The organism is Paraburkholderia heleia NBRC 101817, from assembly GCF_000739775.1.
In the GTDB taxonomy this organism is placed as follows: Bacteria; Pseudomonadota; Gammaproteobacteria; order Burkholderiales; family Burkholderiaceae; genus Paraburkholderia; species Paraburkholderia heleia.
Map to the genome: position 1 here is coordinate 90,857 of NZ_BBJH01000004.1, position 21,301 is coordinate 112,157.

A 21,301-nucleotide genomic window follows, 5' to 3' on the forward strand; every position below is an offset into this window, starting at 1 on the left:
AGGAACCCGACATGGCCCGCATCACCGTCGAAGACTGTCTGAAACAGATTCCGAACCGCTTCGAACTGGCGCTCGCCGCGACGTATCGCGCCCGCCAGCTCGCACAAGGTCACACGCCCAAGATCGAAAGCCGCGACAAGCCAACCGTTGTCGCGCTGCGCGAGATCGCGGCTGGCCAGGTCGGCCTCGAAATGCTGAAGAAGGTGCCCGTCTAAGGGCGCGTTCCGGGGCATTGACGATCGCCCTGTAGTTTGGCCCCATAGTTTGCCCCGTAGTTTCGTACCGCCGCAGCCGCTTTAACCGTCAACGCCAAACCTGATACGGAGGGGAACATGAGCATCACGCCCTCGCCGGCCACCGAGGTGGACCAGGAAGCCGAGACTGCGAGCCCTGCGCGCAATTACATCGACGCGGTCCTCGAACAGTCGTTTCGCCATCTGTTCGGTCCGACCGCGACGCCGGAGCAGCCCCGCAAGCACGGGGTCGTCTCCATCGCCAATCTGACCGCCGCGCTCTCCGGTTACCTCACTCCCGAGGAAATCAAGGAGGTCAAGGCGGCGTTCCACTTCAGCGACGAAGCCCATCTCGGCCAATATCGCCAGAGCGGCGAACCCTATATCACCCATCCCGTCGCTGTCGCCGAAATCTGCGCCGGCTGGAAGCTCGACGCGCAGTCCATCATGGCCGCGCTCCTGCACGACGTGATGGAAGACCAGGGCGTGACCAAGGCGGAACTCGCCGAGCGCTTCGGCGCGAAGGTCGCGGAACTGGTCGATGGCCTGTCGAAACTCGACAAGATGGAGTTTCGCAACCGCGAGGAAGCGCAGGCGGAGAACTTCCGCAAGATGCTCCTCGCGATGGCGCGCGACGTGCGCGTGATTCTCGTGAAGCTCGCCGACCGGCTGCACAACATGCGCACGCTCGGCGCGGTGCCGCCCGAAAAGCGCCGCCGCGTGGCGCGCGAGACCATCGACATCTATGCGCCCATCGCGCACCGTCTCGGTCTGAACAACACCTATCGCGAGCTGCAGGACCTGAGCTTCGCGAACTTCAATCCGAATCGTTACGCCACGCTCGAAAAGGCGGTGAAGGCCGCGCGCGGCAATCGCCGCGAAGTGGTGAGCAAGATTCTGGAAGCGGTGCAGCGCGCCATTGCCGACGCGAAGCTCGACGCCGAAGTCACCGGCCGCGAGAAGACCATCTTCAGCATCTACAAGAAGATGCGCGACAAGCAGTTGTCGTTCTCGCAGGTGCTCGACGTGTACGGTTTTCGCGTCGTGGTCGAGTCGGCGCTCGAGTGCTACACCTGCATCGGCGCGCTCCATGCGCTCTACAAGCCGGTTCCGGGCAAGTTCAAGGACTACATCGCCATTCCCAAGGTGAACGGCTATCAGTCCCTGCACACCACGCTCGTGGGCCCGTTCGGCGCGCCGATCGAGTTCCAGGTGCGCACGCGCAAGATGCACGAAATCGCCGAAGCCGGCGTGGCGGCGCACTGGCTCTACAAGAACGGCGGCGCGGATCTCAACGACGTGCAAAAGCGCGCGCACCAGTGGCTCAAGTCGCTGCTCGACATCCAGAGCGAGGTGGGCGACTCGAGCGAATTCCTCGAACACGTCAAGATCGATCTGTTCCCGGACGCCGTCTACGTCTTCACGCCGAAGTCGAAGATCATGGCGCTGCCGCGCGGCGCTACTGCGCTCGACTTCGCTTATTCGATCCACAGCGACCTCGGCAACCAGTGCGTGGCCGTGAAGATCAACAACGAGCTGCTGCCGCTGCGCACGGAACTGAAGAGCGGCGACATCGTCGAGGTGATCACGGCGCCGTACTCCAAGCCGAATCCGGCGTGGCTCGGTTTCGTGCGCACAGGCAAGGCGCGCTCGGCGATCCGGCACTACCTGAAGACGATGCGTCTCACGGAGTCGGTGCAGCTGGGCGAGCGGCTCGTCGATCAGGCGCTCAAGGGCTATGGCTACCAGCTTTCGGAGGTCACGCCGGAAGTGTGGGAGAAGCTGGTCTTGTGGACCGGCAACAAGAACCGCCAGGAAATATTCGCCGACATCGGTCTTGGACGGCGCGTGGCGGCGGTCATGGCCAAGCGCATCGAAGTGCTGATGAGCGGCCAGGACGCCGACGACGCCGAGCATCACCATCCGCCGCGCGATCCGAATGCGCCGCAGGCGCCGCCTGTCGTCATCACGGGTACCGAGGGCATGTCGGTGCAGCTCTCGGCTTGCTGCCGCCCGATTCCCGGCGACGACATCATGGGTTACATCGGCATCGGTCTCGGTATGGCGATCCATACGACCGACTGCCGCGTGGCGCAGCGCATCCACCGGCGCGACCCGGGCCGCTGGATCGACGTGGCGTGGGCGCCGCAGCCGGGGCGTCTGTTCGACGTCGCGGTGAAGGTGCTCGTGAAGAACACCAAGGGCGTGTTTGCGCGCGTGGCGGCCGACATTACGTCGGCGGACGCGAACATCGTGCACATCGCGATGGACGACGATCTGGCGCAGGAATCGAACATGTTGCGCTTCGTGATCCAGGTGAGCGACCGCGTGCACCTCGCGAACGTCATGCGCCGCGTGCGCACGAATCCGGACGTGATGCGCATTGCGCGCGAGCGTTCGAGCGACGACGGACACCATCGCCACGACGGCGGCATGCGCATCGAGCGCGAGCGCGCGGATTATTGACGCGGACGGCGAGCCCGGCAACGCCGTCGCCTGGCAAGGACCGCTTCCATGGCGTGCCTCACGCGGTAATCTATCGTTATCTCATCGGCCGCGCCTTCGCGGCAGCCTGACCGCGCTTGCCGGTCACGTCGCCATCTTCCTTCGAACCGAAACGAGGGGCTCGCAATGAACGTAGCTGAACTGACCGGCCTCGCACTCGACTACTGGGTGGCGCGCAGCCTGCCGGACTTCGTGCGTGAAATCTATTTCACCGACAGTGGCGAGACGGTTGCCGTGCGCGGCAACGACCGCGGGCGTCCGTGGGATGGCCGCTTTATGCCCACCGATTCGTGGGAGGCGGCCGGCGTGGTGCTCGACCGTGCGAGGCGCGTCGAGCTGCGCGAAGGCGAGCCGGCTTCCTGCGTGGCCGAGTTCAAAGGGGAATCGGCGGCAATCGTGGAGGCCTACGGAGAAACCACGCGCGAGGCGTTGCTGCGGGCGTTCGTCGCGAGCCGCTTCGGCAAGACGGTAGGGGACATGCTGCGGCAGCCCCAGGCGTTGCTGGGCATGGGCATGGAGCCTGTGGCAGAGCCCAGCGCGATTGGCGACGTGGAGGACTTGCCGCGTCCCGATGCCCAGATCGGCGACATCGGCACGCCGCCGCGCTAGGATTTCGCGTTTCGCGAAACGCCACGCGCACTCAATTCTGCAGCTGAAAAGACAAAGGGCCTTTCCATTTGGAAAGGCCCTTCAATGGGTGGCGCGGCTGGCAGGATTCGAACCCACGACCCCTTGGTTCGTAGCCAAGTACTCTATCCAACTGAGCTACAGCCGCACGCTAAAACAATACAACCTGGTACGACAGGATACTGCTGAAACCCTTCCCGAATCATCTTCAGACGAGAAACGCTTCGAATAAGTGGCGCGGCTGGCAGGATTCGAACCCACGACCCCTTGGTTCGTAGCCAAGTACTCTATCCAACTGAGCTACAGCCGCACGCAGAAAAAAGATTATAGCAGAGCTTCAGAAAAAGGGAAGACCATTATCGCGATTTGTCTTGAGACGCGCTTCGTGTAACCTGACTGTAGTACGCGCTGGGATGCAGCGCGCCAGTCAAGTCAGGCACCACCACCGCAGCAAGCCATCATGAACAAGGCCTTTGTCAAAGAATCGACCGACAACGACGACGACGATCTCGAAGCCGGTTACCCGGAGATTCCCGCTGGCGCGAAGAACTACATCACGCCTGCCGGCTACGAACGCATGCGCAGCGAGTTGCTGCATCTGATCGACGAGGAGCGGCCGGAGGTGGTCAAGCTCGTTTCGTGGGCCGCCTCGAACGGCGACCGCTCCGAGAACGGCGATTACATCTACGGCAAACGGCGCCTGCGCGAAATCGACCGCCGCATCCGCTTTCTCACGAAGCGCCTGGATCTGGCGGAAGTCGTGGACAGCAGCCGGCAGGAGAGTGTCGACCAGGTGTTCTTCGGGGCGACTGTGGAGTACGGCACCGAAGATGGCGAATCGCATACGGTCACGATTGTGGGTGTCGACGAGGTCGACCTCGACCTCGGTCACGTGAGCTGGGTTTCGCCGGTTGCGCGAGCACTCCTGAAGGCGAAAATCGGCGACCAGGTGACGCTCTATACGCCTACGGGTCCGCAGCCCATCGATGTGCTCGATGTGAGCTATCCGCCGCGGCACGCCTGAGCCAGGGGGACAGAAATGAAAAAAGGCACCCGAGGGTGCCCTTCAGCTGCAGTGCTGGCCGAGGCGGCCAGCAGCATACGGCTTAGAAGCGGTGACGCATACCAACCGTCACAGCAACCTGGTCTTGCGTAGCCGAAGCACCCGACAGGCCGTTCAGGAACGGGCCGATGTTGGCCGAGTTCGACGACACGTGTTGCCAGTCGCCTTGCAGGTAGACGTCGGTGCGCTTGGACAGTGCGTAGTCCGACTGCAGTGCGACCGTGTTGTAGTTCGGGTTCACGCCGCCGCCGAAGTTCGTACGCGTGTACGTGTACGCGCCAGCGAGGCTGAGAGCCGGGGTCAGAGCGTAACGGATGTTGCCTTCGAAGTTCTGGAAGCGGGCGCTGTTGGCGTTGAAGCCGAGGCCGCTGGACGTGCCCGATTGCGCAGCTGAGATGCCGCCGCCAACCGTGTCGCTCAGGTTTGTTTGCGTGTACACGAAGCCAGCCGTTGCCGGGCCGAACGTGTAGTTCACGCCGCCGCCGAACGTGCGCTGACGGCCAGCCAGGAACGTCCATTCGCCGGTTTGCGCACCCGAACCCGAGATCGTGTTCGCCGGATTGCTCATGTCGTTGTTCAGCTGCAGGTAGCCGGCTGCAACATTCAGGCCGCCCCAGTTGTACGACGCGCCGAAGCTGTACGCACGGTTGTTGGCGAACTCGGTGCTGTTCGAGAACGAGTACGTGCCGCCGAACTTGAAGCCAGCGTAATTGACGCTGGAGTATTTGACCGTGTTGTTGAAACGAACCGAGTTGTTCAGGTTGTCGTTATCGAACGGGTGGGCAGCGATCGTGCCGCCATATTGCGTGCCGGTGTTCGACAGCGGTGCGAGGTAGTCGACCACGGAGTCGTACTGACGACCGAGGGTGACGGCACCGTACTGGTCGCTTGCGAGACCCACGAAAGCCTGACGGCCGAACATGCGGCTCGACTGCTTCGACGTGCCGTTCATGATGCTGAAGCCATTTTCCAACGTGAAGATGGCCTTCAGACCGCCACCGAGGTCTTCAGAGCCACGCAGGCCCCAGCGGCTACCGTTGACCGTGCCGCTCGTGGCTTGCCAGGCGCTGTGGCCGTGCTGGTTGTTCGTGTAGGTGATGCCTGCGTCGATCAGGCCGTACAGCGTAACGCTGCTTTGCGCGTGTGCAGCCGTTGCAAAAACGCCCGTCAGGGCGGCGACCATGAGAGTCTTTTTCATCTTTGTAAACTCCGAGAACAGAGGTGGGCTTCGTTGAACCCTGTTTGGGAAACCGACCATGCGAAGCGCAGCGAGAGGCAAAGTTCGCGTGGTACGAATTAATCGTCTGAGACGATCTGTCCCAGTCGGTTTCCAGACAGGCAGAGTGTAGAGAGGGTGCTCGAAGAGGGGGGATTCCGAATTTCGCAATAAAGTATTGCGCTATCGGAAATGATTATCTCGCTCGCCTTAAGCCCTGCTGGTAAAGGCTTTGAGCGGATTTCTGAGGAACGAGGTGGAACTGTCAACCGCTCGAGCGTTGTGCAATCGCTACAACAATTGATTGCGCAAAACGGCCTAAAACGGCCTCAACTGATTATTGCGCTCCGCGTAACAGATGATTGTGCGCCGTATGCTTAATCGTCAGACGTGGGTCCAGCTATACTTCAATTGCTGCTTTCCGAAGCAGACTTTTTCGTTGACGAAAAAGATCTCCAAACCTTTGTCGGCGCGGCCTTTTCAGCCGCGCTTTTTTTTGCCCGTCTTCAGGCCAGGCGCGCCATCTGTGCCGCTTACCGAGTACCGGCTTGCGGCGGCTCAGGCTGCAGGCTCCAGTCTTCCATTACGTAGTGTCTTGCGTCCATAGGGGAACACAGCAGGTTGTGCCAGTGGTCCCCGTGCCATGCGCCGTAGGTTTCGGCTTCTTCAGCCGTTGGCGCAATCCCGTCCGTTTGTACGAGCCAGTGAATCCATCGCCGCAGAGTTGTCAGCATGATGACCTCCGATGCCGCTAACAATATGTGAATCATGAATTGAATGTATTACTCGAACAACCGGGAGAAACACTTACGTTTGACACGAATTGTTACATTTCGGGAAAACTTCCCGGTAAAAGTGACGCAAGTGGGATAATCGGGTAATAATGACATAGCGCGATATATCGATTCGGTTCGCATACGATTTTCTTGCCGCTTTTTGATGTGTGCCGCTTTTATCGTTGAATCGGGATGGCTGTTATAAAAAATTCGCTTGACTGGCGATTGACGTTCCCCGTATAACGGCAAGGCTGATTTTCGTTCTGCTGCAATTTCAGGACGTGGAATTCGCTGAAGCGGAACAGCGGGAATTGGCTGGATACGGCGCGAGGGTTATTGCCCGCGTCATTAAAATCTCGAGGGAAACTGAAACATGGAAACCGGTATCGTCAAATGGTTCAATGATGCGAAGGGCTTTGGCTTCATCACGTCTGACGCCGGCGGCGACGATCTGTTCGCGCACTTCTCGGAAATCCGCGCCGACGGCTTCAAGTCGTTGAAGGAGAACCAGCGTGTGTCGTTCGACGTCAAGGTCGGTCCGAAGGGCAAGCAGGCCGCGAACATCCAGCCGCTGTAAGTACAGCGAGCGATCGCTACGCGAACGCGTATGCGACACTAAGCCCCGGGCTAACCCCGGGGCTTTTTTATTTTTGGCATATTGATATTTAGCCGAATTTACCAGTCGAGTTTTTTGCTCGCGGAATTAATCGGGGAAACCCTGGGAACCGGCGATTTTTCTGATTCGGGTTTTCACTAAAAGCCAAAAGTCACATGTACACTGCCGGTACCGCCGGCGGGTGCCGTCCAAACGGTGCATACTTGGGCCGTTTTCCATTTCCTCTGTCGTTTTCCCATGTTTGATTCCTCCTTGAGCGCCCCACAGCCGGCCGGCGACTTTCCCATCGTCTTTGTGGACCTCGAGACGACTGGCGGTTCGGTAGGCGAGCATCGCATTACCGAAGTTGGCGTTGTGGAGGTGGCGCAAGGGCAGGTGACACGCTGGAGCACCCTTGTCGATCCCGGTCAGCCTATCCCGCCCTTTATCCAGCAGCTCACCGGAATTACGGACCAGATGGTGCGTGGCGCGCCGCGCTTCGCCGAAATTGCCGCGGAACTCCACGCGAGACTCGCCGGCAAGCTCTTCGTCGCGCACAACGCGGCCTTCGACCGCGGCTTCCTGCGCGCGGAGTTCGAGCGTGCCGGTTATGCCTTCAACCCCGATGTGCTTTGCACCGTGCGTCTGTCACGGGCGCTTTTTCCGGGTGAGAAGCGCCACGGGCTCGACGCGCTGGTCGAGCGCCACGCGCTCGTGCCGTCGGATCGCCATCGCGCGCTCGCCGATGCCGATCTGCTCTGGCAGTTCTGGCAGCGCCTGCCCGCGCTCGTGCCGGGGGATGCGCTGGCATCGCAGATCGAGCGCACGACGCGTCGCCACGTATTGGCTGGCGACATTACCGACGAACTCATCGAGACGGCGCCGGCAGGCCACGGCGTTTATGCATTTTACGGCGAGAACGACGTCCCGCTCTATGTGGGGCGCAGCGTGCGGGTGCGCCAGCGAGTGCGCGCACATCTTTCGGGTGAGCGGCGCTCGTCGCGCGAACAACGGATGGCGCAGCAGGTCCGCCGCGTGGAGTGGCGTGCGACAGGCGGCGAGCTTGGCGCGCTTCTTGTCGAGGCGCAGTGGATCGCAACGCTCAAGCCCTCGTTCAACCGCCTGCCGCGCGTATCGAAGCGCGAGCCGGCCGACCTAGGAGCAGCGCCTTGGCCATTCGGCGGCGCAGTGGTCGTGCTCGAGCAGGACGCGACGAATGGCGCCGACGTTTATCACCTGATCGATCGCTGGTGCTATATGGGCGCCTTTCCGAGTTTGGCTGAGGCCGAGGCGCTGGTGGACAGCAGCGCCGAGCGCGTGTTCGAGCTTTCGACCTGGCGCATTCTGCAGACGCACTTCGAGCGCGGTCTGCGCGTGCAGATGCTGCAGCCTTCCGAGGCCGCCGGCCTCACGAGCACGGCATAATAGCCGCGCTCAGGCAACCCCGCCGACGCCGCCCGATTCGCAGACGTGTTCGAGCGCCTGATTCATCGCATTCGCGCGCGCGGAGTCGTATCGCGTGAGCTCCTTCCAGCTCGCCACCGTTCTTGCGACGCGCGCCGGGCAATCCGGCGCGGCGCGCAGCGGTTGCACGCGTGCGAGCGCGCCGATCAGTTCTCCGGTGAGTCTGTCGAGTTGCGGCCGCGTCGCCGTGGCGAGATCCGGCGCCGGGTCGCTGGGTGCCTGGGAGGCGCGCCACGTGTCGAACAGCGACTTCTGCACTTGCGTGCTGGCGTCGATCTGATCGCGGAAGAACGCGCGCGCAAACGCAGGATCGACGCCGGCTGCCGTGGCGCGCTTGTGCACGTCGGCGAGCAGGGCGTCTTCGCGGGGCGTATCGGTGATGGGCTTGTGATGCTGCCATTTCCAGTGCGCGACCGGCTCGGCGAGCGCCAGCCGCTGCGAAACGAGCGCGACGAGGTTGGTCAGGGCGGTGTCGCCACCGTCGGCATGGACGGATGCGATCGGCAGCGCGAAAAGCAGCGCAGTCGCGCAACGCGCGCTCGCGCGGGTCAGCAATGTCATTGAGCGGAAGAGGCCGGCAATAAAACCCGAAGCATAGCCGGTTATGGTGCGCTTGCGTTTAACGGCGCTGAGGTCGAGTCAGATCGTCGAATCGAGGCGCGCCCGCGATCGAGCGCGCCGGGTGCCAGCCACTACGGCGCAATACTGTGCACGCAGCATGACACGCGCGTCCCTGGGCTACGCGTACCGATATGCACACGAACAACTGCGGCGCGTGAGCCCGCGAGCGCGTACGTATGCACTTCCCCGTCACTTCTGTTCGTGTGCCTTGCGTTGCTCGTCGAGAAACGCCCGCACGTGAGCGGGCAATTCGTCGCCGAGAAACTCGACGGCCACCGGTTCCGGATCCGGGCTGAAGACTTTGTCCGGGGTCGGAATCCTTGGCGGTTTGGCATCCATGATCTTTCTCCTATGTAAGCCAATTATCCGGCTCGTCACTTCTACTGCGCTAGTCCCGCTTCCGGTAACAGTGCTTTTCTCGCACGCGTGTTGCTTTCTTCGCACAGCGATACGAGTGATTAACGGCACAGGAATATAATTATTGAGATGTCCTTCGCACTGTCGCATGCTGGGTGAATCGAGCACGTTCACCTTTGTTCCAGGTCTCCCGCGCAGCGTCTGCTGCAGTCGCACAACGCTTCGATCGCTGCTCCTTCGGCTCCGGGAAGCACGTTCGCCCAGTCTTGCCCCGTTCGTGTTGCGCGACGCGCAAGTCCGGCAAGTGCCTGCGGCTTCAGCGTGCACCCGCCATCCGTCTACAACGATCGATTATGCTTAGTCGTTGACGTCGAAACGTTAATAAGAATTAAAACTATGTAAGCGTCCGTTTCTATCCGATTGGGTGATTAATACTTTGTTGCCCGGCATTGGGCCGCGATTTAATGACCGAACGTGCGTAAATAGCCGCGCATTCGGGCGCGGCGTATTGATGTACTCCGATAATTCGTTACGTGTGGGCCTCCGGTGGTGCCGGCACGCGCTGCACGTGAGCATGGTTCGCGGGCGTCGCGCGCACTTCCACCTGGCCATGAATGCGTGACTGGTGGCCGTCCGCGAACATGTAGTACGGAAACGGGTGGACGGGCTCGGAGGCTGCGTTCAGACGCGCGACGAGTTCAGCGGCGAGCGTGAAGTCGAGCGCACCCAGCGACTCTTCGAGTTGCGCGCCCTGGGTTGCGCCGACGATGATGCTCGCCACGCCGCGCTTCTGATACAGCCAGTTCAACGCAACCTGGGCCATGGACCGATTGGCTTCGTGCGCGACCCGCTCGAGCTCGGCGACGATCGCGAAGTTGCGCGCCGAGAGCTTGTCGAAGCCGGGCGGCGGCTTCGCGCCCACTGTCTGCAGGCGGCCCGCACCGCTCACGCCTTCGTTTGCCTGCGACGGCCGATATTTCCCCGACAGCACGCCCATGCCGAGCGGACTCCACGGCACGAGCCCCATGCCGAGTTGTGTCGCGAGATCGGCGAACTCGTGTTCCGCGTTGCGCTCGATCAGGGAGTATTCGAGCTGCATGGCCGCTACCGGCTCGAAGCCGCGCCAGTCGGCCAGCGTCTGCGCGCGGCCCGCGTACCACGCGGGCACGTCGGAGAGGCCCACGTAGCGGATCTTGCCGGCGCGCACGGCGTCGTCCATGGCGCGCATCACCTCGTCGACGGGCGTCATGCGGTCCCACGTGTGCAGGTAATAAAGATCGATGTAATCGGTGCCGAGGCGCTTGAGCGAGCCGTCGAGCGCGCGCAGCAGGTTCTTGCGATGGTTGCCGCCGGCGTTCGGATCGCCCGCTTGTGCATTGTAGGAATACTTGGTGGCGATGACGAGCCGCTCGCGCAGACGGCGCGCTGCCGCGAAGCGCCCCACCCAGGTTTCGCTCGTGCCTTCTGTATAGAGGTCGGCGGTGTCGATGAAATTGCCCCCTGCGTCGACATAGAGGTCGAAGAGTCGCTGTGCGGTGGCTTCGTCGGCGCCCCAGCCCCATTCGGTGCCGAACGTCATTGTGCCGAGGGCGATGGGGCTGACGCGCAGGCCTGAGCGGCCGAGCAGGGTATAGGTATCGAGCTTCATGGCGGTTTCCTCAAGGAGTGAGTGGTGAACGCAAGCCCATCCTGCGCCTTTCCTTTTTGTGGAAAAATCGGGTTCACTTGAAAGTACTGTGAAGTCAAACTTCACAATGGAGGCGAGATGGGCCCGGTATCTACCCAGGCGTTCGCGCCGCCCGCCGCGTCGGGTCTGGCGGGCCGCCTGCCCGCACTGCTAGCGGTGGCGGCGGTCGCGCGCCATGGCAGCTTCACGCGTGCGGCGTCCGCCGCGGGCTGCTCGACTTCGGCGCTGTCGCAAACCGTGCGCGCACTCGAAGCGCAACTCGGCGTGAGGCTCTTCAATCGCACGACGCGCCGGGTCGGGCTGACCGAGGCGGGCGCGCAGTTTCTCGCGCGCGTCCAGCCCGCGCTTTTACAGATCGAGGCGGCGTTCGATGCGCTGGACGCCTCGCGCGACGCACCGGCCGGCACGCTGCGCATCAACCTGCCGCGGGTGGCGAGCGAGTTGCTCGTCATGCCGCACCTTGCGGAATTCATGGCGCGCTATCCGCTGATCAAGCTCGAACTCGCGCTCGACGACGGTTTTGCCGATCTGGTCGGCGACGGCTTCGATGCGGGCATCCGCCTGGGCGAGTCGGTTGCGCCCGGCATGGTGGCGGTGCCGATCGGCGGGCCGATTCGCATCGTCGTGGTGGGTTCGCCGGCATACTTCGAGCGCAACGCGCGGCCCGTCACCCCCGACGATCTCGCCGCGCATGACTGCCTGCACTATCGCTTCGCGACGGGCGGCGTCTATCGCTGGGAGTTCGCGCAGCCGGACGAGCCTGGACGCGTGTTCGACGTGGTCACCGAGGGCCGCTTCGTGACGAACGATCTGCGTACGATGGTGCGCGCCGCGGAGCAGGGCGTGGGTCTTCTGCACGTGATCGAGGACTACGTGCGTGTGCAGCTGAAGGAAGGCCGGCTCGTGCCGGTGCTCGGGCGGTGGGGCGCGTCGTTTCCGGGGTTCTATTTGTATACGGCCGGGCGCGCGCAGTTGCCGCCCAAGCTGCGCGCGTTCATCGACTTTCTGCGCGAGAAGCGTGAAGGCGTCCAGGCTCACGTGGTGCAGGCTGGGGCGAAACGATGAGGTGATCGAAAGGGTTGTGAGACGCTGGATGGGCACAGCACTCGCAGTACCGTGCGCCGGTGGCACAAAGCAAAATGCCCAGTCCGAAGACTGGGCATTTTGCTTGAATCCTGGTGCCGGAAAGAGGAATCGAACCCCCGACCTTCGCATTACGAATGCGCTGCTCTACCGTCTGAGCTATTCCGGCGTGCATCAGAGAAGAAAGATTATAGGAAAGTGCCGCTAACTACGCAAGCCATTTCCCATCTTTTTTCATTTTTTTGCTTCGTAGTGGTACTGCGTAACGCGCTCGACCTCGTTCTTCGAGCCGAGGAACACGGCGACACGCTCATGCAGGCTCTTCGGCTGGATGTCGAGAATGCGCTCTTCGCCGTTGGTCGCCATGCCGCCCGCCTGTTCGACGATGAACGACATCGGGTTCGCTTCGTACATCAGACGCAGCTTGCCCGGCTTCGACGGGTCGCGTTTGTCGGCCGGGTACATGAAGATGCCGCCGCGGTTCAGAATGCGGTGCACGTCCGCGACCATCGACGCAATCCAGCGCATATTGAAGTTCTCGCCGCGCGCGCCGTCCTTGCCGGCGTTCAGCTCGCCGATGTACTTCTGCACCGGCTCGTACCAGTGGCGCGCGTTCGACGCATTGATCGCGTATTCGCGAGTGTCTTCCGGAATGCGCATGTTGCTTTGCGTGAGCACCCACGAGCCCAGTTCGCGGTCGAGCGTGAAGCAGTTCACGCCGTGGCCGGTCGTGAGCACGAGCACCGTTTGCGGGCCGTACACGGCGTAGCCTGCGGCGACCTGCTTCGTGCCGGGCTGCAGGAACGATTCCTCGGTCGCCTGCTGGCCGTCCGGGCAGCGCAGCACCGAAAAGATCGTGCCGATCGACACGTTCACGTCGATGTTCGACGAGCCGTCGAGCGGATCGAACACGAGCAGGTATTCGCCCTTCGGATAGTTGGCCGGGATCGGGAAGAACGTTTCCATTTCCTCCGAGGCCATCGCGGCGAGGTTGCCGCCCCATTCGTTGGCGTCGAGCAGGATTTCGTTCGAGAGAATGTCGAGGTTCTTCTGCACTTCGCCCTGAACGTTCTCGCTGCCGGCCGTGCCGAGGGCGTCACCGAGCGCGCCCTTGCTGACGTTGAAGCTGATCGCCTTGCACGCGCGCGCGACGACTTCGATCAGAAGACGCAGGTCGGCGGGCAGGTTGCGGTGCTGGCGCTGCTGCTCGATCAGGTACTTGGTGAGGGTGGTGCGACGTTGCAAAGCCATTGCAGTACTCCGGATACGCTTGGGGATAGTGCAATTCTACCCGCTCGACTGTGACCTCCCGCCGCACAGCCGCCCAAAATAAAGCGCCGGGGCGCGGCCGGGCTTGCTGGAGCGGCTTTTCGCGCGGTGCCGGGGCGCTTCGCGCCGCCAAAAACAATCATGAAAAAATGCGCAAAAAAACCGGCACGAAGGCCGGTTCGTGGAACGCCGCGCGGCGCGACCCAGGCGCCGCGCGTTGTGCGCCGATTCGCGCGGTTTCGTCTGATCAAGCCAGCGCTTTTTCGACGATCTCGCGCACGTCGCGCGACCTGGCTTCGGCGGCGACGCGCTCCAGCGCCGCGCGCATCGCGTCGCGCAGCGCGGGAGTGAAGCGGCGCCACAGTTCGAGATTGCGGGCGAGGCGCGCCGCGACCTGCGGGTTGAGCGCGTCCAGCGCGATCACCTGGTCGGCCCAGAACGCGTAGCCGGAGCCATCGGCGGCGTGGAATTGCGCCGGGTTCGCGGCGCAGAAGCTGAAGATCAGCGAGCGTGCGCGGTTCGGATTCTTGATGTTGAACGCCGGGTGACCCATGAGCGCGCGCACCGTCTCGATGGTCGGGCGCTGCGCCGTGCCCCGTTGCGTGGCCTGCAGCGCGAACCATTTGTCGATCACGAGCGGTTCCTTCTCGAAGCGCACGTAGAAGTCTTCGAGTGCGCGGCGCGCGACGTCCCCGCCCGTGGCCGCCTGCACGTTCAACAGCGCGGACAGCGCCGCCGAACGGTCGGTCATGTTGTTCGCGGCGTCGTATTGCGCCGTGGCGAGTCGCACCGCTTGCGCGGCAGCGTCGAGTTCCGAGAGATACGAGAGCGCGAGGTTCTTCAACCCGCGGTGTCCGGCCGCCTCGGGCGTCGGTTCGTACGCGCCCGGCGTGACATTGCGCTCATAGGCCGCGAGCCATTCGCGTTCGAGCGCCGTGGCCAGTTGCTTGCGCACGAACTGGCGCGCGGCATGCACGGCGGCCGGATCGGATTCGGTCATCTGCTCGGCGAGATAGGTTTCCGAAGGCAGCATGAGCGCAAGCTCGCGGAACGAAGGCGAGAGCGATTCGTCGGTCAGCACGCGACGGAACGCATCGACGAGCGCGCCGTTGATTTCGAGCGGCTGGCCCGCGGCCGCGCGAGCGGCAAGCGCGAGCAGCTCGCGCGTGGCGAGGCGCTGGCCCGCTTCCCAGCGGTTGAACGCGTCGCTGTCGTGCGCGAGCAGGAACGCGAGCTCGTCGTTGCCGTAGTCGTAGTCGACGATGACCGGCGCCGAGAAGTTGCGCAGCAGCGAGGGCAGGGGCTTGGCCATCACATCGGCGAACGTGAAGGTCTGCTGCGTGTCGGTCAGCTCCAGCACGCGCGTCGTGCCATGCGCGGCGGCCTCGCCTTCGAGGCGCAGCGGCAGGTCCGCGCCGTCCGGGCCGATCAGGCCGATCGCAAAGGGAATGTGCAGCGGGCCCTTTTGCGTTTCGCGCGCGGCGGGCGCGCCGTTGGCGTAGCCCTGCGTGAGCGTCACGCTGTAGCAGCGCGTGCCTTCGTCGTAGCTCGTGCTCACGGCGACGCGCGGCGTACCCGCCTGGCTGTACCAGCGTTCGAACTGCGCGAGGTCGCGGCCATTGGCGTCGGCCATCGCGTGGCGGAAGTCGTCGCAGGTCACGGCCTGGCCGTCGTGGCGCTGGAAGTACAGGTCCATGCCTTTACGGAAGCCGTCGCGTCCGAGCAGCGTTTGATACATCCGCACGACTTCCGCGCCTTTTTCGTAGACGGTCATCGTGTAGAAGTTGTTGATCTCGACGTAGCTCTCGGGGCGCACCGGGTGCGCCATCGGGCCTGCGTCTTCGGCGAACTGCATCTGGCGCAGCACGCGCACGTCCTCGATGCGTTTGGTCGCGCGCGCCGCTTCGTTCTCGTCGCCGCCCGACATCGCCGCGGAGAACTCCTGGTCGCGGAACACCGTGAGGCCTTCCTTCAGGCTCAGCTGGAACCAGTCGCGGCAAGTCACGCGGTTGCCGGTCCAGTTGTGGAAGTACTCGTGGCCGACCACGGCCTCGATGTTGGCGAAGTCGATGTCGGTGGCCGTTTCCGGATTCGCGAGCACGTACTTCGTATTGAAGATGTTGAGCCCCTTGTTCTCCATCGCGCCCATGTTGAAGTCGCTCACGGCGACGATCATGAAGCGGTCGAGATCGAGTTCGAGGCCAAAGCGCTGCTCGTCCCAGTGGATCGAGTGAATGAGCGAGTCCATGGCGTGGCGCGTCTTGTCGAGATCGTGCGGCTCGACCCAGACCTGCAGCAGCTTTTCCTTGCCCGAGCCGCTCTGGATGCGCTCTTCCAGCGCCACGAGCTTGCCCGCCACGAGCGCGAACAGATAGCTCGGCTTGCGGAACGGGTCTTCCCATTTCGCATAGTGACGGCCATCGGGCAGATCCCCTTCGGCGATCAGGTTGCCGTTCGACAGCAGCACCGGGTAGGCGGTCTTGTCTGCGCGCAGCGTGACCGTGTAGGTCGCCATGACGTCGGGGCGGTCGAGGAACCAGGTGATGCGGCGAAAACCTTCGGCCTCGCATTGTGTGAAGAAGTTGCCGCTCGACACGTACAGGCCCGAGAGCGTGGTGTTGGCTTCGGGCGCGCACGCGCCGGTGAGCGTGAGCGCGAAGGCTTCAGGCACATTCTCGATCGTGAGCCCGTGTTCGTGCGCGCGCACGTTCGCGTAAGGCTTGCCGTCGATCGCCGCGCCGATGAATTCGAGCTGCTCGCCCATGAGTTCGAGATGCGCGACGGGTTGCGCGTCGGGATTGCGACGCACGCGCAACGTGCTCTTGACGATCGTGCGCTCGGGCACGAGGTCGAATTCGAGGTCGACGGTATCGATCAGAAACGCGGGCGGCGCGTAGTCTTCGCGGCGGATCACGGTGGGCGTGGCGGTATCGGACATGGTCTGGATAGGGGCGTGTCGGATCGGTGGGGATCGCTCGGTATTGATCGAATGGGCCGGCCGCGGCGGCGTGTGCGCCCGCCGGGCGCTGCCAGCCGTCGCTGCAGCGCGGCGGTTCGCCCCATTGTACAAAGGCTCGGGCCGCTTTGTCCGCCGGGGCCCGGCCGACGAACTTTCGCGCCGCGCCACGAGTCAGTATGATCAGGCCCTGCCGCGCGGCCAGCGGCGCGCAAAACGGGACACGACCGGCGCGCAATGCGCGCGGAATAAGCGCGGCGCGCATATCGTATCGGAGAGAGCGGCCCCCACGGCTGCACTTTTCCAACTGAAGCAACCCTGCTACGAGAAGACCATGATGCACGACAGATGGACCCGCCGCGCCCTCCTGATGCTGGCGGCGCTCGCCCTCACGCTCTCCGGCTGCACGACCTACGTGACGAGCCAGGTGACCGCCTTCTCCGCGTGGGAAGGCGGCAGCGACGCCACGCGCACCTTCGCGTTCACACGCAGCCCCGAGCAGAACCAGAGCATCGAGCAGAGCACCTACGAGCAGTTCGTCGCCAACGGGCTCGCCATGCACGCGTTTCGCCTCGTGGCCGAGCCGCACGCGCGCTATCTGGTGGGTCTCGCTTACGGCAGCCGCACCGACACGGTGACGGTCGCGCAGCCCGTGTTCTACAACCCCTGGCCGGGTCCGTACTGGGGGCCGTGGAACCCGTGGGGCGCGTGGGGGCCGTATCAGCCTGCCTACGTGAACCAGAGCTATCCGGTGTATTCGCATGCGCTCGGCATTCGTATCACGGAAAAGGCAAGCGGCAAGGAGGTCTATAACGTGCAGGCGCGCACCTCGGGCGACGATCCCTCGCTCGTGCGCGTGATGCCTTTTCTCGTGCAGAGCGCGCTCGGCAATTTCCCGCTGGCCAACGGCACGGTCACGGAGGTCAGGATCCCGGTCGGCAAGAACGGCGGGGCGCCGAACGAGACAGCCGCGGCCCCGGCCGGTGCGGGGCAGGGCGGTGCGGCCGCGACGGGGAGCGCGCCGGCGAAATAGGCGCGACCGTTACGCAGCGAGCGGTTCACGCGGCCCGCGAAGCGCCGGACACGGTGTCAGCGGCGCGCGCCGTCGCGGCTGTGCACGCGTTTGCCTGCCGCGTAGGTCTCGAATACGGCACGGTCGTCGCCGAGCAGGGCGAGGGCGAACAGCAATTCCTCGAGCGTCCCGGCGCGCGCCGTGCGCCGCGCGAGCAGCGGCGTGGCTTGCGCATCGAGCACGACGAAGTCCGCTTCGCTGCCGGGTGCGAGCGTGCCGATCCTGTCGGCGAGATCGAGCGCCTGCGCCGCGCCCGCTGTCGCGAGCCAGAACATGCGCGTGGCCGTGAGATGGTGGCCGCCCATGCGTGCGACCTTGTGCGCCTCGTTCATCGTTTGCAGCATGGAGAACGAGGTGCCGCCGCCCACGTCGGTCGCGAGTGTCACGGGCATCGACGATTCGCCCGCCTTGTCGAAGTCGAACAAGCCGCTGCCGAGGAACAGGTTCGAGGTCGGGCAGTGCGCGGCGACCGTGCCCGTTTGCGCCATGCGGCGGCGGTCTTCGTCGTCGAGCCAGATGCAGTGGCCATAGACCGCCCGCTTACGCAGGAGTCCGTAGTGGTCGTACACGTCGAGGTAGCTGCGATGGCCGGGGAACAGCTCCTTGACCCACTTCACTTCGTCCGGGTTCTCGGCCACGTGGCTCTGGATGAAGATGTCGCCGTGCGCCCTCGCGAGCGCGCCGCATGCTTCGAGCTGCGCCTCGGTAGAAGTGGGCGCGAAGCGCGGCGTGAGCGCGTACATCTGGCGCCCGCGGTTGTGCCAGCGCTCGATCAGCTCGGCGCTGTCGTCGTAGCCCGTTTGCGGCGTGTCGCGCAGGAACTCGGGGCAATGGCGGTCCATCAGCACCTTGCCCGCGACCATGCGCAGGTTCTTCGCCTCGCTCGCGGTAAAGAGCGCGTCGGCGGACTGCTTGTGCACCGTGCAGTACACGAGCGCCGTGGTCGTGCCGCAGGCGAGCAGCTCGTCGACGAAAAAGCGCGCCGTGTCCTGCGCCACCGCTTCGTTTTCGAAGCCGCGCTCGGTCGGGAAGGTGTACGTGTTCAGCCACGGCAGCAGACCCGGCGCAGGCGAGGCGATCATGTCCGTCTGCGGATAGTGGATGTGCGTATCGATGAAGCCTGGCACGATCAGCTTGTCGCGCAGATTGTGGACCGTCGCGCTTTCATTGACGCGCGACTTGAGCGCGGACCACGCGCCCGAGGCGACCACATGGCCGTCTTCGACGATCACGACGCCGTCTTCGTCAAAGACAGCGGCGTCGGACGATTGCGCAGGGTCGCCGGTGAACGTCAACAGTTTTGCGCGGTAAGCCGATTGAGTCATGGGAACTTCGTCTCCGATAAATTCAGGTATTCGTCCAATGCATGCCCCGCATGACGCGTGCCGCTCCTGAAAGCGCGGCACGAAGGGCGCGAGCGGGCCCACGGTCCGGCGCTCGCGCGCTGGACCGGATTCGTGTGACAGCCCGGGCTGGGGCCTGCTGTGCGGACGAGTCCGCGTTTTCGTTTGCGCCTGAGTTCGCGCCTTAAGCCGTTGCGCGATTCCAGCTCGCGTCGAGCTTCGCGATCAGCGCGGCGCGCTCATCGGGCGTCACGAACGACGCCTCGAAGCCGTTGCGCAGGATCGTGTACACCTCGTGATCGTCGAGCTCGAGCGCTTCGATGATGGCGCGGTAGTTCTCGTTGACGTAGCCGCCGAAGTAGGCGGGATCGTCGGAATTGACAGTCACCGCGACGCCCTTTCCGAGCAACGCCTTGAGCGTGTGCTGCGTCATGTCGTCGAACACGCACAGCTTGGTGTTCGAGAGCGGGCATACCGTGAGCGCGACGCGCGTGTCGGCCAGACGCGTGACGAGCGCCGCGTCTTCGATGCTGCGCACGCCGTGATCGACGCGATCGACCTTGAGCAGGTCGAGCGCTTCGTAAATGTAGGAGGGCGGCCCTTCTTCGCCCGCGTGCGCGACGAGCTTCAGCCCCATCGCCCGCGCTTTCTCGAACACGCGCTCGAATTTCGAAGGCGGATGACCGCGCTCGGAGGAGTCGAGGCCCACGCCGATCAGGCGCGCATAGCGCGCGAAGAGCGGGCGCGCGGCTTCGAAGGTGGCGAGCGCATCGGCTTCGCTCAGGTGGCGCAGGAAGCACAGGATCAGCTTGCTCGTGAGGCCGCGCTTTTCGGCGTCGGCAAGCGCACGGTCGATGCCCGCGACCACGGTTTCGATCGGCACGCCGCGTTCGGTATGCGTTTGCGGATCGAAGAAGATTTCGGTGTGCACGACGTTATCGGCGAGCGCGCGCTCGCAGTACGCCATCGTCATGTCGTAGAAGTCCTGCTCCGAGAGCAACACGCTCGCGCCTGCGTAGTAGATGTCGAGGAACGACTGCAGGTCGGTGAACGCGTAGGCGGCGCGCAGCGCGTCGATCGAGTCGTAGGCGAGCTTCACGTTGTTGCGCTGGGCGAGCGCGAAGATCAGCTCGGGTTCGAGCGAGCCTTCGATATGAATGTGCAGCTCGGCCTTCGGCGCATTGGCGGCCTTGTCGACGAGTGCCTTGGCGTTGGCGGCGGGGTGGGCGGTGGTCGTGATCGTCATGTTCGGTTCGATTGGCTTACGGGTTCTTCGGTGTTCGACATCACGCGGAATGGGGCGAGGGGGCATGCGCCGCGCTCGCCGGCTTCGCCGCTTCGATCGCCTGCAGCAGTTGCGCGGCGGCCGAGACGGCGATGACTTCGGGCGACTTGTCGACGATACCGTCCACGCCGAGCGGGCAGTTCATGCGCGCGATCTGCATGGGATCGATGCCGCGCGCGGCGAGCCGGTGCTCGAACTGCTTGCGCTTCGTGTGCGAGCCGATCATGCCGAAAAACACGAAGTCGCCGCGGCGCAGGATGCGTTCGGCGAGATCGAGGTCGCGCGAATGGTCGTGCGTCATCACGATGAAGCTCGTGCCGGGCGGGGCGGTGTCGACGGCTTCGTCCGGCGCGTCGTTGGCGTCGATCGCCACGTTGGGCGCGTTCAGCAATGCGAACGCCTCGGGAGCCGGAAACGCCGCGTCGCGCTCGTCGACCCACAGTACGCGGCAGGGCAGCGTGCCGAGCACGCGCACGAGCGCCGCGCCCACATGGCCCGCGCCGAACAGCACGACGGGAAAATCGTTCGGCGCGATGGTTTCGGTGAGGAGCAGCGCGCCGCCCGTTTCCCACAGCAGGCAGTCGGGCGCTTCCACGCCCGGTTCCGGCTCGGAAAGCATGGCCGGATCGGCTGCGCTGCCGACGCCTTCCGGGCTCCCGTTCCGCAAGGAGCGGAATGATACGCTACGCACGGTCGACGCGCCTGCCGCGAGGCGGCGCGCGAGCGTGGCGAGCCAGCCGAGGTCGGCCACGTCGAGGCGCTCGAACGCGAGCACCACGGCGCCGCCGCAGCACTGGCCGAGGCTCGGCCCGAGTGCGAGACGCTCGAGGCGCCGCGCATGCGGCGTGCGCATGCCGTCGCGCAGCACCTGGCGCGCGATTTCGATGGCCTTCCATTCGAGATGGCCGCCGCCAATGGTATGGCGGGCCGCTTCGCGCGTGACGATCATCTTCGTGCCGGCCTCGCGCGGCGCCGACCCCTCGACGCGCGCAACGGTGACCAGCACGGCGTCGTCGCCGTGCGCGAGCAGTTGCTGCAGATCGGAAAGCCAGGCTTGCATCTGGCGCTTCTCCCTACGGGGCGGCACGTTCTTGCCTGTGCCGCCGGTTAATCTTCGTGGCTTCGCGCGGGCGGCGCTTCGCGGTTGGA

The 21,301-nt window shown here is 64.1% G+C and carries 18 protein-coding genes and 3 tRNA genes; 8 read left to right on the top strand and 13 right to left on the bottom strand.

The features are described 5' to 3' along the window. Positions 1–11 precede the first annotated feature (11 nt). From rpoZ to BHE01S_RS04275, 3 genes are all read left to right on the top strand, one after another. Entirely contained in the window at positions 12–215 is a 204-nt protein-coding gene (gene rpoZ, locus BHE01S_RS04265) for a DNA-directed RNA polymerase subunit omega (protein ID WP_006400783.1), read from the top strand. 117 nt (positions 216–332) lie between these two features. Then, the gene (locus BHE01S_RS04270) at positions 333–2,699 is read left to right on the top strand and encodes a RelA/SpoT family protein (RefSeq protein WP_042260933.1); all 2,367 of its coding nucleotides are present in this window, start codon (positions 333–335) and stop codon (positions 2,697–2,699) included. 165 nt (positions 2,700–2,864) lie between these two features. After that, positions 2,865–3,347, top strand: a complete 483-nt coding sequence (locus BHE01S_RS04275) for a phage protein NinX family protein (protein ID WP_042260934.1) — start codon at positions 2,865–2,867, stop codon at positions 3,345–3,347. Positions 3,348–3,436: 89 nt separating this feature from the next. On the opposite strand, the gene BHE01S_RS04280 is transcribed toward BHE01S_RS04275, so the two are convergent. Both BHE01S_RS04280 and BHE01S_RS04285 read right to left on the bottom strand, forming a co-directional pair. Next, a tRNA-Arg gene (locus BHE01S_RS04280) sits at positions 3,437–3,513 on the bottom strand. An 85-nt stretch (positions 3,514–3,598) separates the two neighbouring features. Further along, a tRNA-Arg gene (locus BHE01S_RS04285) sits at positions 3,599–3,675 on the bottom strand. 150 nt (positions 3,676–3,825) lie between these two features. Between BHE01S_RS04285 and greB the strand changes: the two genes are divergently transcribed. After that, positions 3,826–4,389: a transcription elongation factor GreB gene (gene greB, locus BHE01S_RS04290; protein ID WP_042260936.1), complete on the top strand. Its 564-nt coding sequence runs from the start codon at positions 3,826–3,828 to the stop codon at positions 4,387–4,389. 82 nt (positions 4,390–4,471) lie between these two features. Here greB and BHE01S_RS04295 read toward each other — a convergent pair whose 3' ends face one another. Next, positions 4,472–5,626: a porin gene (locus BHE01S_RS04295; protein ID WP_042260938.1), complete on the bottom strand. Its 1,155-nt coding sequence runs from the start codon at positions 5,624–5,626 to the stop codon at positions 4,472–4,474. 551 nt (positions 5,627–6,177) lie between these two features. Further along, positions 6,178–6,378, bottom strand: a complete 201-nt coding sequence (locus BHE01S_RS38940) for a hypothetical protein (protein WP_042261285.1) — start codon at positions 6,376–6,378, stop codon at positions 6,178–6,180. Between the two features lie 415 nt (positions 6,379–6,793). Between BHE01S_RS38940 and BHE01S_RS04305 the strand changes: the two genes are divergently transcribed. Together BHE01S_RS04305 and BHE01S_RS04310 are read left to right on the top strand one after the other, a co-directional pair. After that, complete coding sequence (locus BHE01S_RS04305; RefSeq protein ID WP_028205165.1) at positions 6,794–6,997, top strand: cold-shock protein; 204 nt, start codon at positions 6,794–6,796, stop codon at positions 6,995–6,997. A 276-nt stretch (positions 6,998–7,273) separates the two neighbouring features. Next, positions 7,274–8,440 carry an exonuclease domain-containing protein gene (locus tag BHE01S_RS04310; protein ID WP_042260941.1) on the top strand — a complete coding sequence of 389 codons (1,167 nt, stop codon included), beginning with the start codon at positions 7,274–7,276 and terminating at the stop codon, positions 8,438–8,440. Positions 8,441–8,449: 9 nt separating this feature from the next. Here BHE01S_RS04310 and BHE01S_RS04315 read toward each other — a convergent pair whose 3' ends face one another. The 3 genes from BHE01S_RS04315 to BHE01S_RS04325 all read right to left on the bottom strand — a co-directional run bounded on the left by BHE01S_RS04315 (position 8,450) and on the right by BHE01S_RS04325 (position 11,105). Beyond that, positions 8,450–9,040: a chorismate mutase gene (locus BHE01S_RS04315; RefSeq protein WP_042260943.1), complete on the bottom strand. Its 591-nt coding sequence runs from the start codon at positions 9,038–9,040 to the stop codon at positions 8,450–8,452. A 249-nt stretch (positions 9,041–9,289) separates the two neighbouring features. Continuing rightward, the gene (locus tag BHE01S_RS38340; RefSeq protein ID WP_028226747.1) at positions 9,290–9,439 is read right to left on the bottom strand and encodes a hypothetical protein; all 150 of its coding nucleotides are present in this window, start codon (positions 9,437–9,439) and stop codon (positions 9,290–9,292) included. Positions 9,440–9,986: 547 nt separating this feature from the next. Next, positions 9,987–11,105, bottom strand: a complete 1,119-nt coding sequence (locus BHE01S_RS04325) for an aldo/keto reductase (protein ID WP_042260946.1) — start codon at positions 11,103–11,105, stop codon at positions 9,987–9,989. A 117-nt stretch (positions 11,106–11,222) separates the two neighbouring features. Between BHE01S_RS04325 and BHE01S_RS04330 the strand changes: the two genes are divergently transcribed. After that, positions 11,223–12,209 (top strand): LysR family transcriptional regulator, encoded by a 987-nt coding sequence (locus BHE01S_RS04330; RefSeq protein ID WP_042260948.1) that lies wholly within the window; start codon positions 11,223–11,225, stop codon positions 12,207–12,209. 111 nt (positions 12,210–12,320) lie between these two features. Here the strand turns inward: BHE01S_RS04330 and BHE01S_RS04335 are convergent. The 3 genes from BHE01S_RS04335 to pepN all read right to left on the bottom strand — a co-directional run bounded on the left by BHE01S_RS04335 (position 12,321) and on the right by pepN (position 16,434). Next, positions 12,321–12,396: transfer RNA gene (locus tag BHE01S_RS04335), tRNA-Thr, on the bottom strand. A gap of 65 nt (positions 12,397–12,461) precedes the next feature. Continuing rightward, positions 12,462–13,478, bottom strand: a complete 1,017-nt coding sequence (locus BHE01S_RS04340) for a class 1 fructose-bisphosphatase (RefSeq protein ID WP_042260950.1) — start codon at positions 13,476–13,478, stop codon at positions 12,462–12,464. 265 nt (positions 13,479–13,743) lie between these two features. After that, positions 13,744–16,434, bottom strand: a complete 2,691-nt coding sequence (gene pepN, locus BHE01S_RS04345) for an aminopeptidase N (RefSeq protein ID WP_042260952.1) — start codon at positions 16,432–16,434, stop codon at positions 13,744–13,746. A 352-nt stretch (positions 16,435–16,786) separates the two neighbouring features. Between pepN and BHE01S_RS04350 the strand changes: the two genes are divergently transcribed. Next, positions 16,787–17,485: a DUF4136 domain-containing protein gene (locus tag BHE01S_RS04350; RefSeq protein ID WP_042261287.1), complete on the top strand. Its 699-nt coding sequence runs from the start codon at positions 16,787–16,789 to the stop codon at positions 17,483–17,485. A 56-nt stretch (positions 17,486–17,541) separates the two neighbouring features. Here BHE01S_RS04350 and guaD read toward each other — a convergent pair whose 3' ends face one another. The 3 genes from guaD to xdhC all read right to left on the bottom strand — a co-directional run bounded on the left by guaD (position 17,542) and on the right by xdhC (position 21,212). Beyond that, positions 17,542–18,849, bottom strand: coding sequence for a guanine deaminase (gene guaD / locus BHE01S_RS04355; protein WP_042260954.1), 1,308 nt, complete (start codon positions 18,847–18,849; stop codon positions 17,542–17,544). A gap of 202 nt (positions 18,850–19,051) precedes the next feature. Next, complete coding sequence (locus tag BHE01S_RS04360; RefSeq protein WP_042260956.1) at positions 19,052–20,113, bottom strand: adenosine deaminase; 1,062 nt, start codon at positions 20,111–20,113, stop codon at positions 19,052–19,054. A gap of 40 nt (positions 20,114–20,153) precedes the next feature. Then, the gene (gene xdhC / locus BHE01S_RS04365; protein WP_042260958.1) at positions 20,154–21,212 is read right to left on the bottom strand and encodes a xanthine dehydrogenase accessory protein XdhC; all 1,059 of its coding nucleotides are present in this window, start codon (positions 21,210–21,212) and stop codon (positions 20,154–20,156) included. Positions 21,213–21,301: the final 89 nt, after the last annotated feature.

What these genes read in the sequence shown, in the direction of transcription:
- pepN (WP_042260952.1), bottom strand. Translation starts at nt 16,434, where the DNA reads ATGTCCGATACCGCCACGCCCACCGTGATCCGCCGCGAAGACTACGCG.
- rpoZ (WP_006400783.1), top strand. Translation starts at nt 12, where the DNA reads ATGGCCCGCATCACCGTCGAAGACTGTCTGAAACAGATTCCGAACCGC.
- BHE01S_RS04350 (WP_042261287.1), top strand. Translation starts at nt 16,787, where the DNA reads ATGATGCACGACAGATGGACCCGCCGCGCCCTCCTGATGCTGGCGGCG.
- BHE01S_RS38940 (WP_042261285.1), bottom strand. Translation starts at nt 6,378, where the DNA reads ATGCTGACAACTCTGCGGCGATGGATTCACTGGCTCGTACAAACGGAC.
- BHE01S_RS04330 (WP_042260948.1), top strand. Translation starts at nt 11,223, where the DNA reads ATGGGCCCGGTATCTACCCAGGCGTTCGCGCCGCCCGCCGCGTCGGGT.
- BHE01S_RS04270 (WP_042260933.1), top strand. Translation starts at nt 333, where the DNA reads ATGAGCATCACGCCCTCGCCGGCCACCGAGGTGGACCAGGAAGCCGAG.
- greB (WP_042260936.1), top strand. Translation starts at nt 3,826, where the DNA reads ATGAACAAGGCCTTTGTCAAAGAATCGACCGACAACGACGACGACGAT.
- BHE01S_RS04340 (WP_042260950.1), bottom strand. Translation starts at nt 13,478, where the DNA reads ATGGCTTTGCAACGTCGCACCACCCTCACCAAGTACCTGATCGAGCAG.
- BHE01S_RS04305 (WP_028205165.1), top strand. Translation starts at nt 6,794, where the DNA reads ATGGAAACCGGTATCGTCAAATGGTTCAATGATGCGAAGGGCTTTGGC.
- BHE01S_RS04360 (WP_042260956.1), bottom strand. Translation starts at nt 20,113, where the DNA reads ATGACGATCACGACCACCGCCCACCCCGCCGCCAACGCCAAGGCACTC.
- BHE01S_RS04275 (WP_042260934.1), top strand. Translation starts at nt 2,865, where the DNA reads ATGAACGTAGCTGAACTGACCGGCCTCGCACTCGACTACTGGGTGGCG.
- guaD (WP_042260954.1), bottom strand. Translation starts at nt 18,849, where the DNA reads ATGACTCAATCGGCTTACCGCGCAAAACTGTTGACGTTCACCGGCGAC.
- BHE01S_RS04315 (WP_042260943.1), bottom strand. Translation starts at nt 9,040, where the DNA reads ATGACATTGCTGACCCGCGCGAGCGCGCGTTGCGCGACTGCGCTGCTT.
- BHE01S_RS38340 (WP_028226747.1), bottom strand. Translation starts at nt 9,439, where the DNA reads ATGGATGCCAAACCGCCAAGGATTCCGACCCCGGACAAAGTCTTCAGC.
- BHE01S_RS04310 (WP_042260941.1), top strand. Translation starts at nt 7,274, where the DNA reads ATGTTTGATTCCTCCTTGAGCGCCCCACAGCCGGCCGGCGACTTTCCC.
- xdhC (WP_042260958.1), bottom strand. Translation starts at nt 21,212, where the DNA reads ATGCAAGCCTGGCTTTCCGATCTGCAGCAACTGCTCGCGCACGGCGAC.
- BHE01S_RS04325 (WP_042260946.1), bottom strand. Translation starts at nt 11,105, where the DNA reads ATGAAGCTCGATACCTATACCCTGCTCGGCCGCTCAGGCCTGCGCGTC.
- BHE01S_RS04295 (WP_042260938.1), bottom strand. Translation starts at nt 5,626, where the DNA reads ATGAAAAAGACTCTCATGGTCGCCGCCCTGACGGGCGTTTTTGCAACG.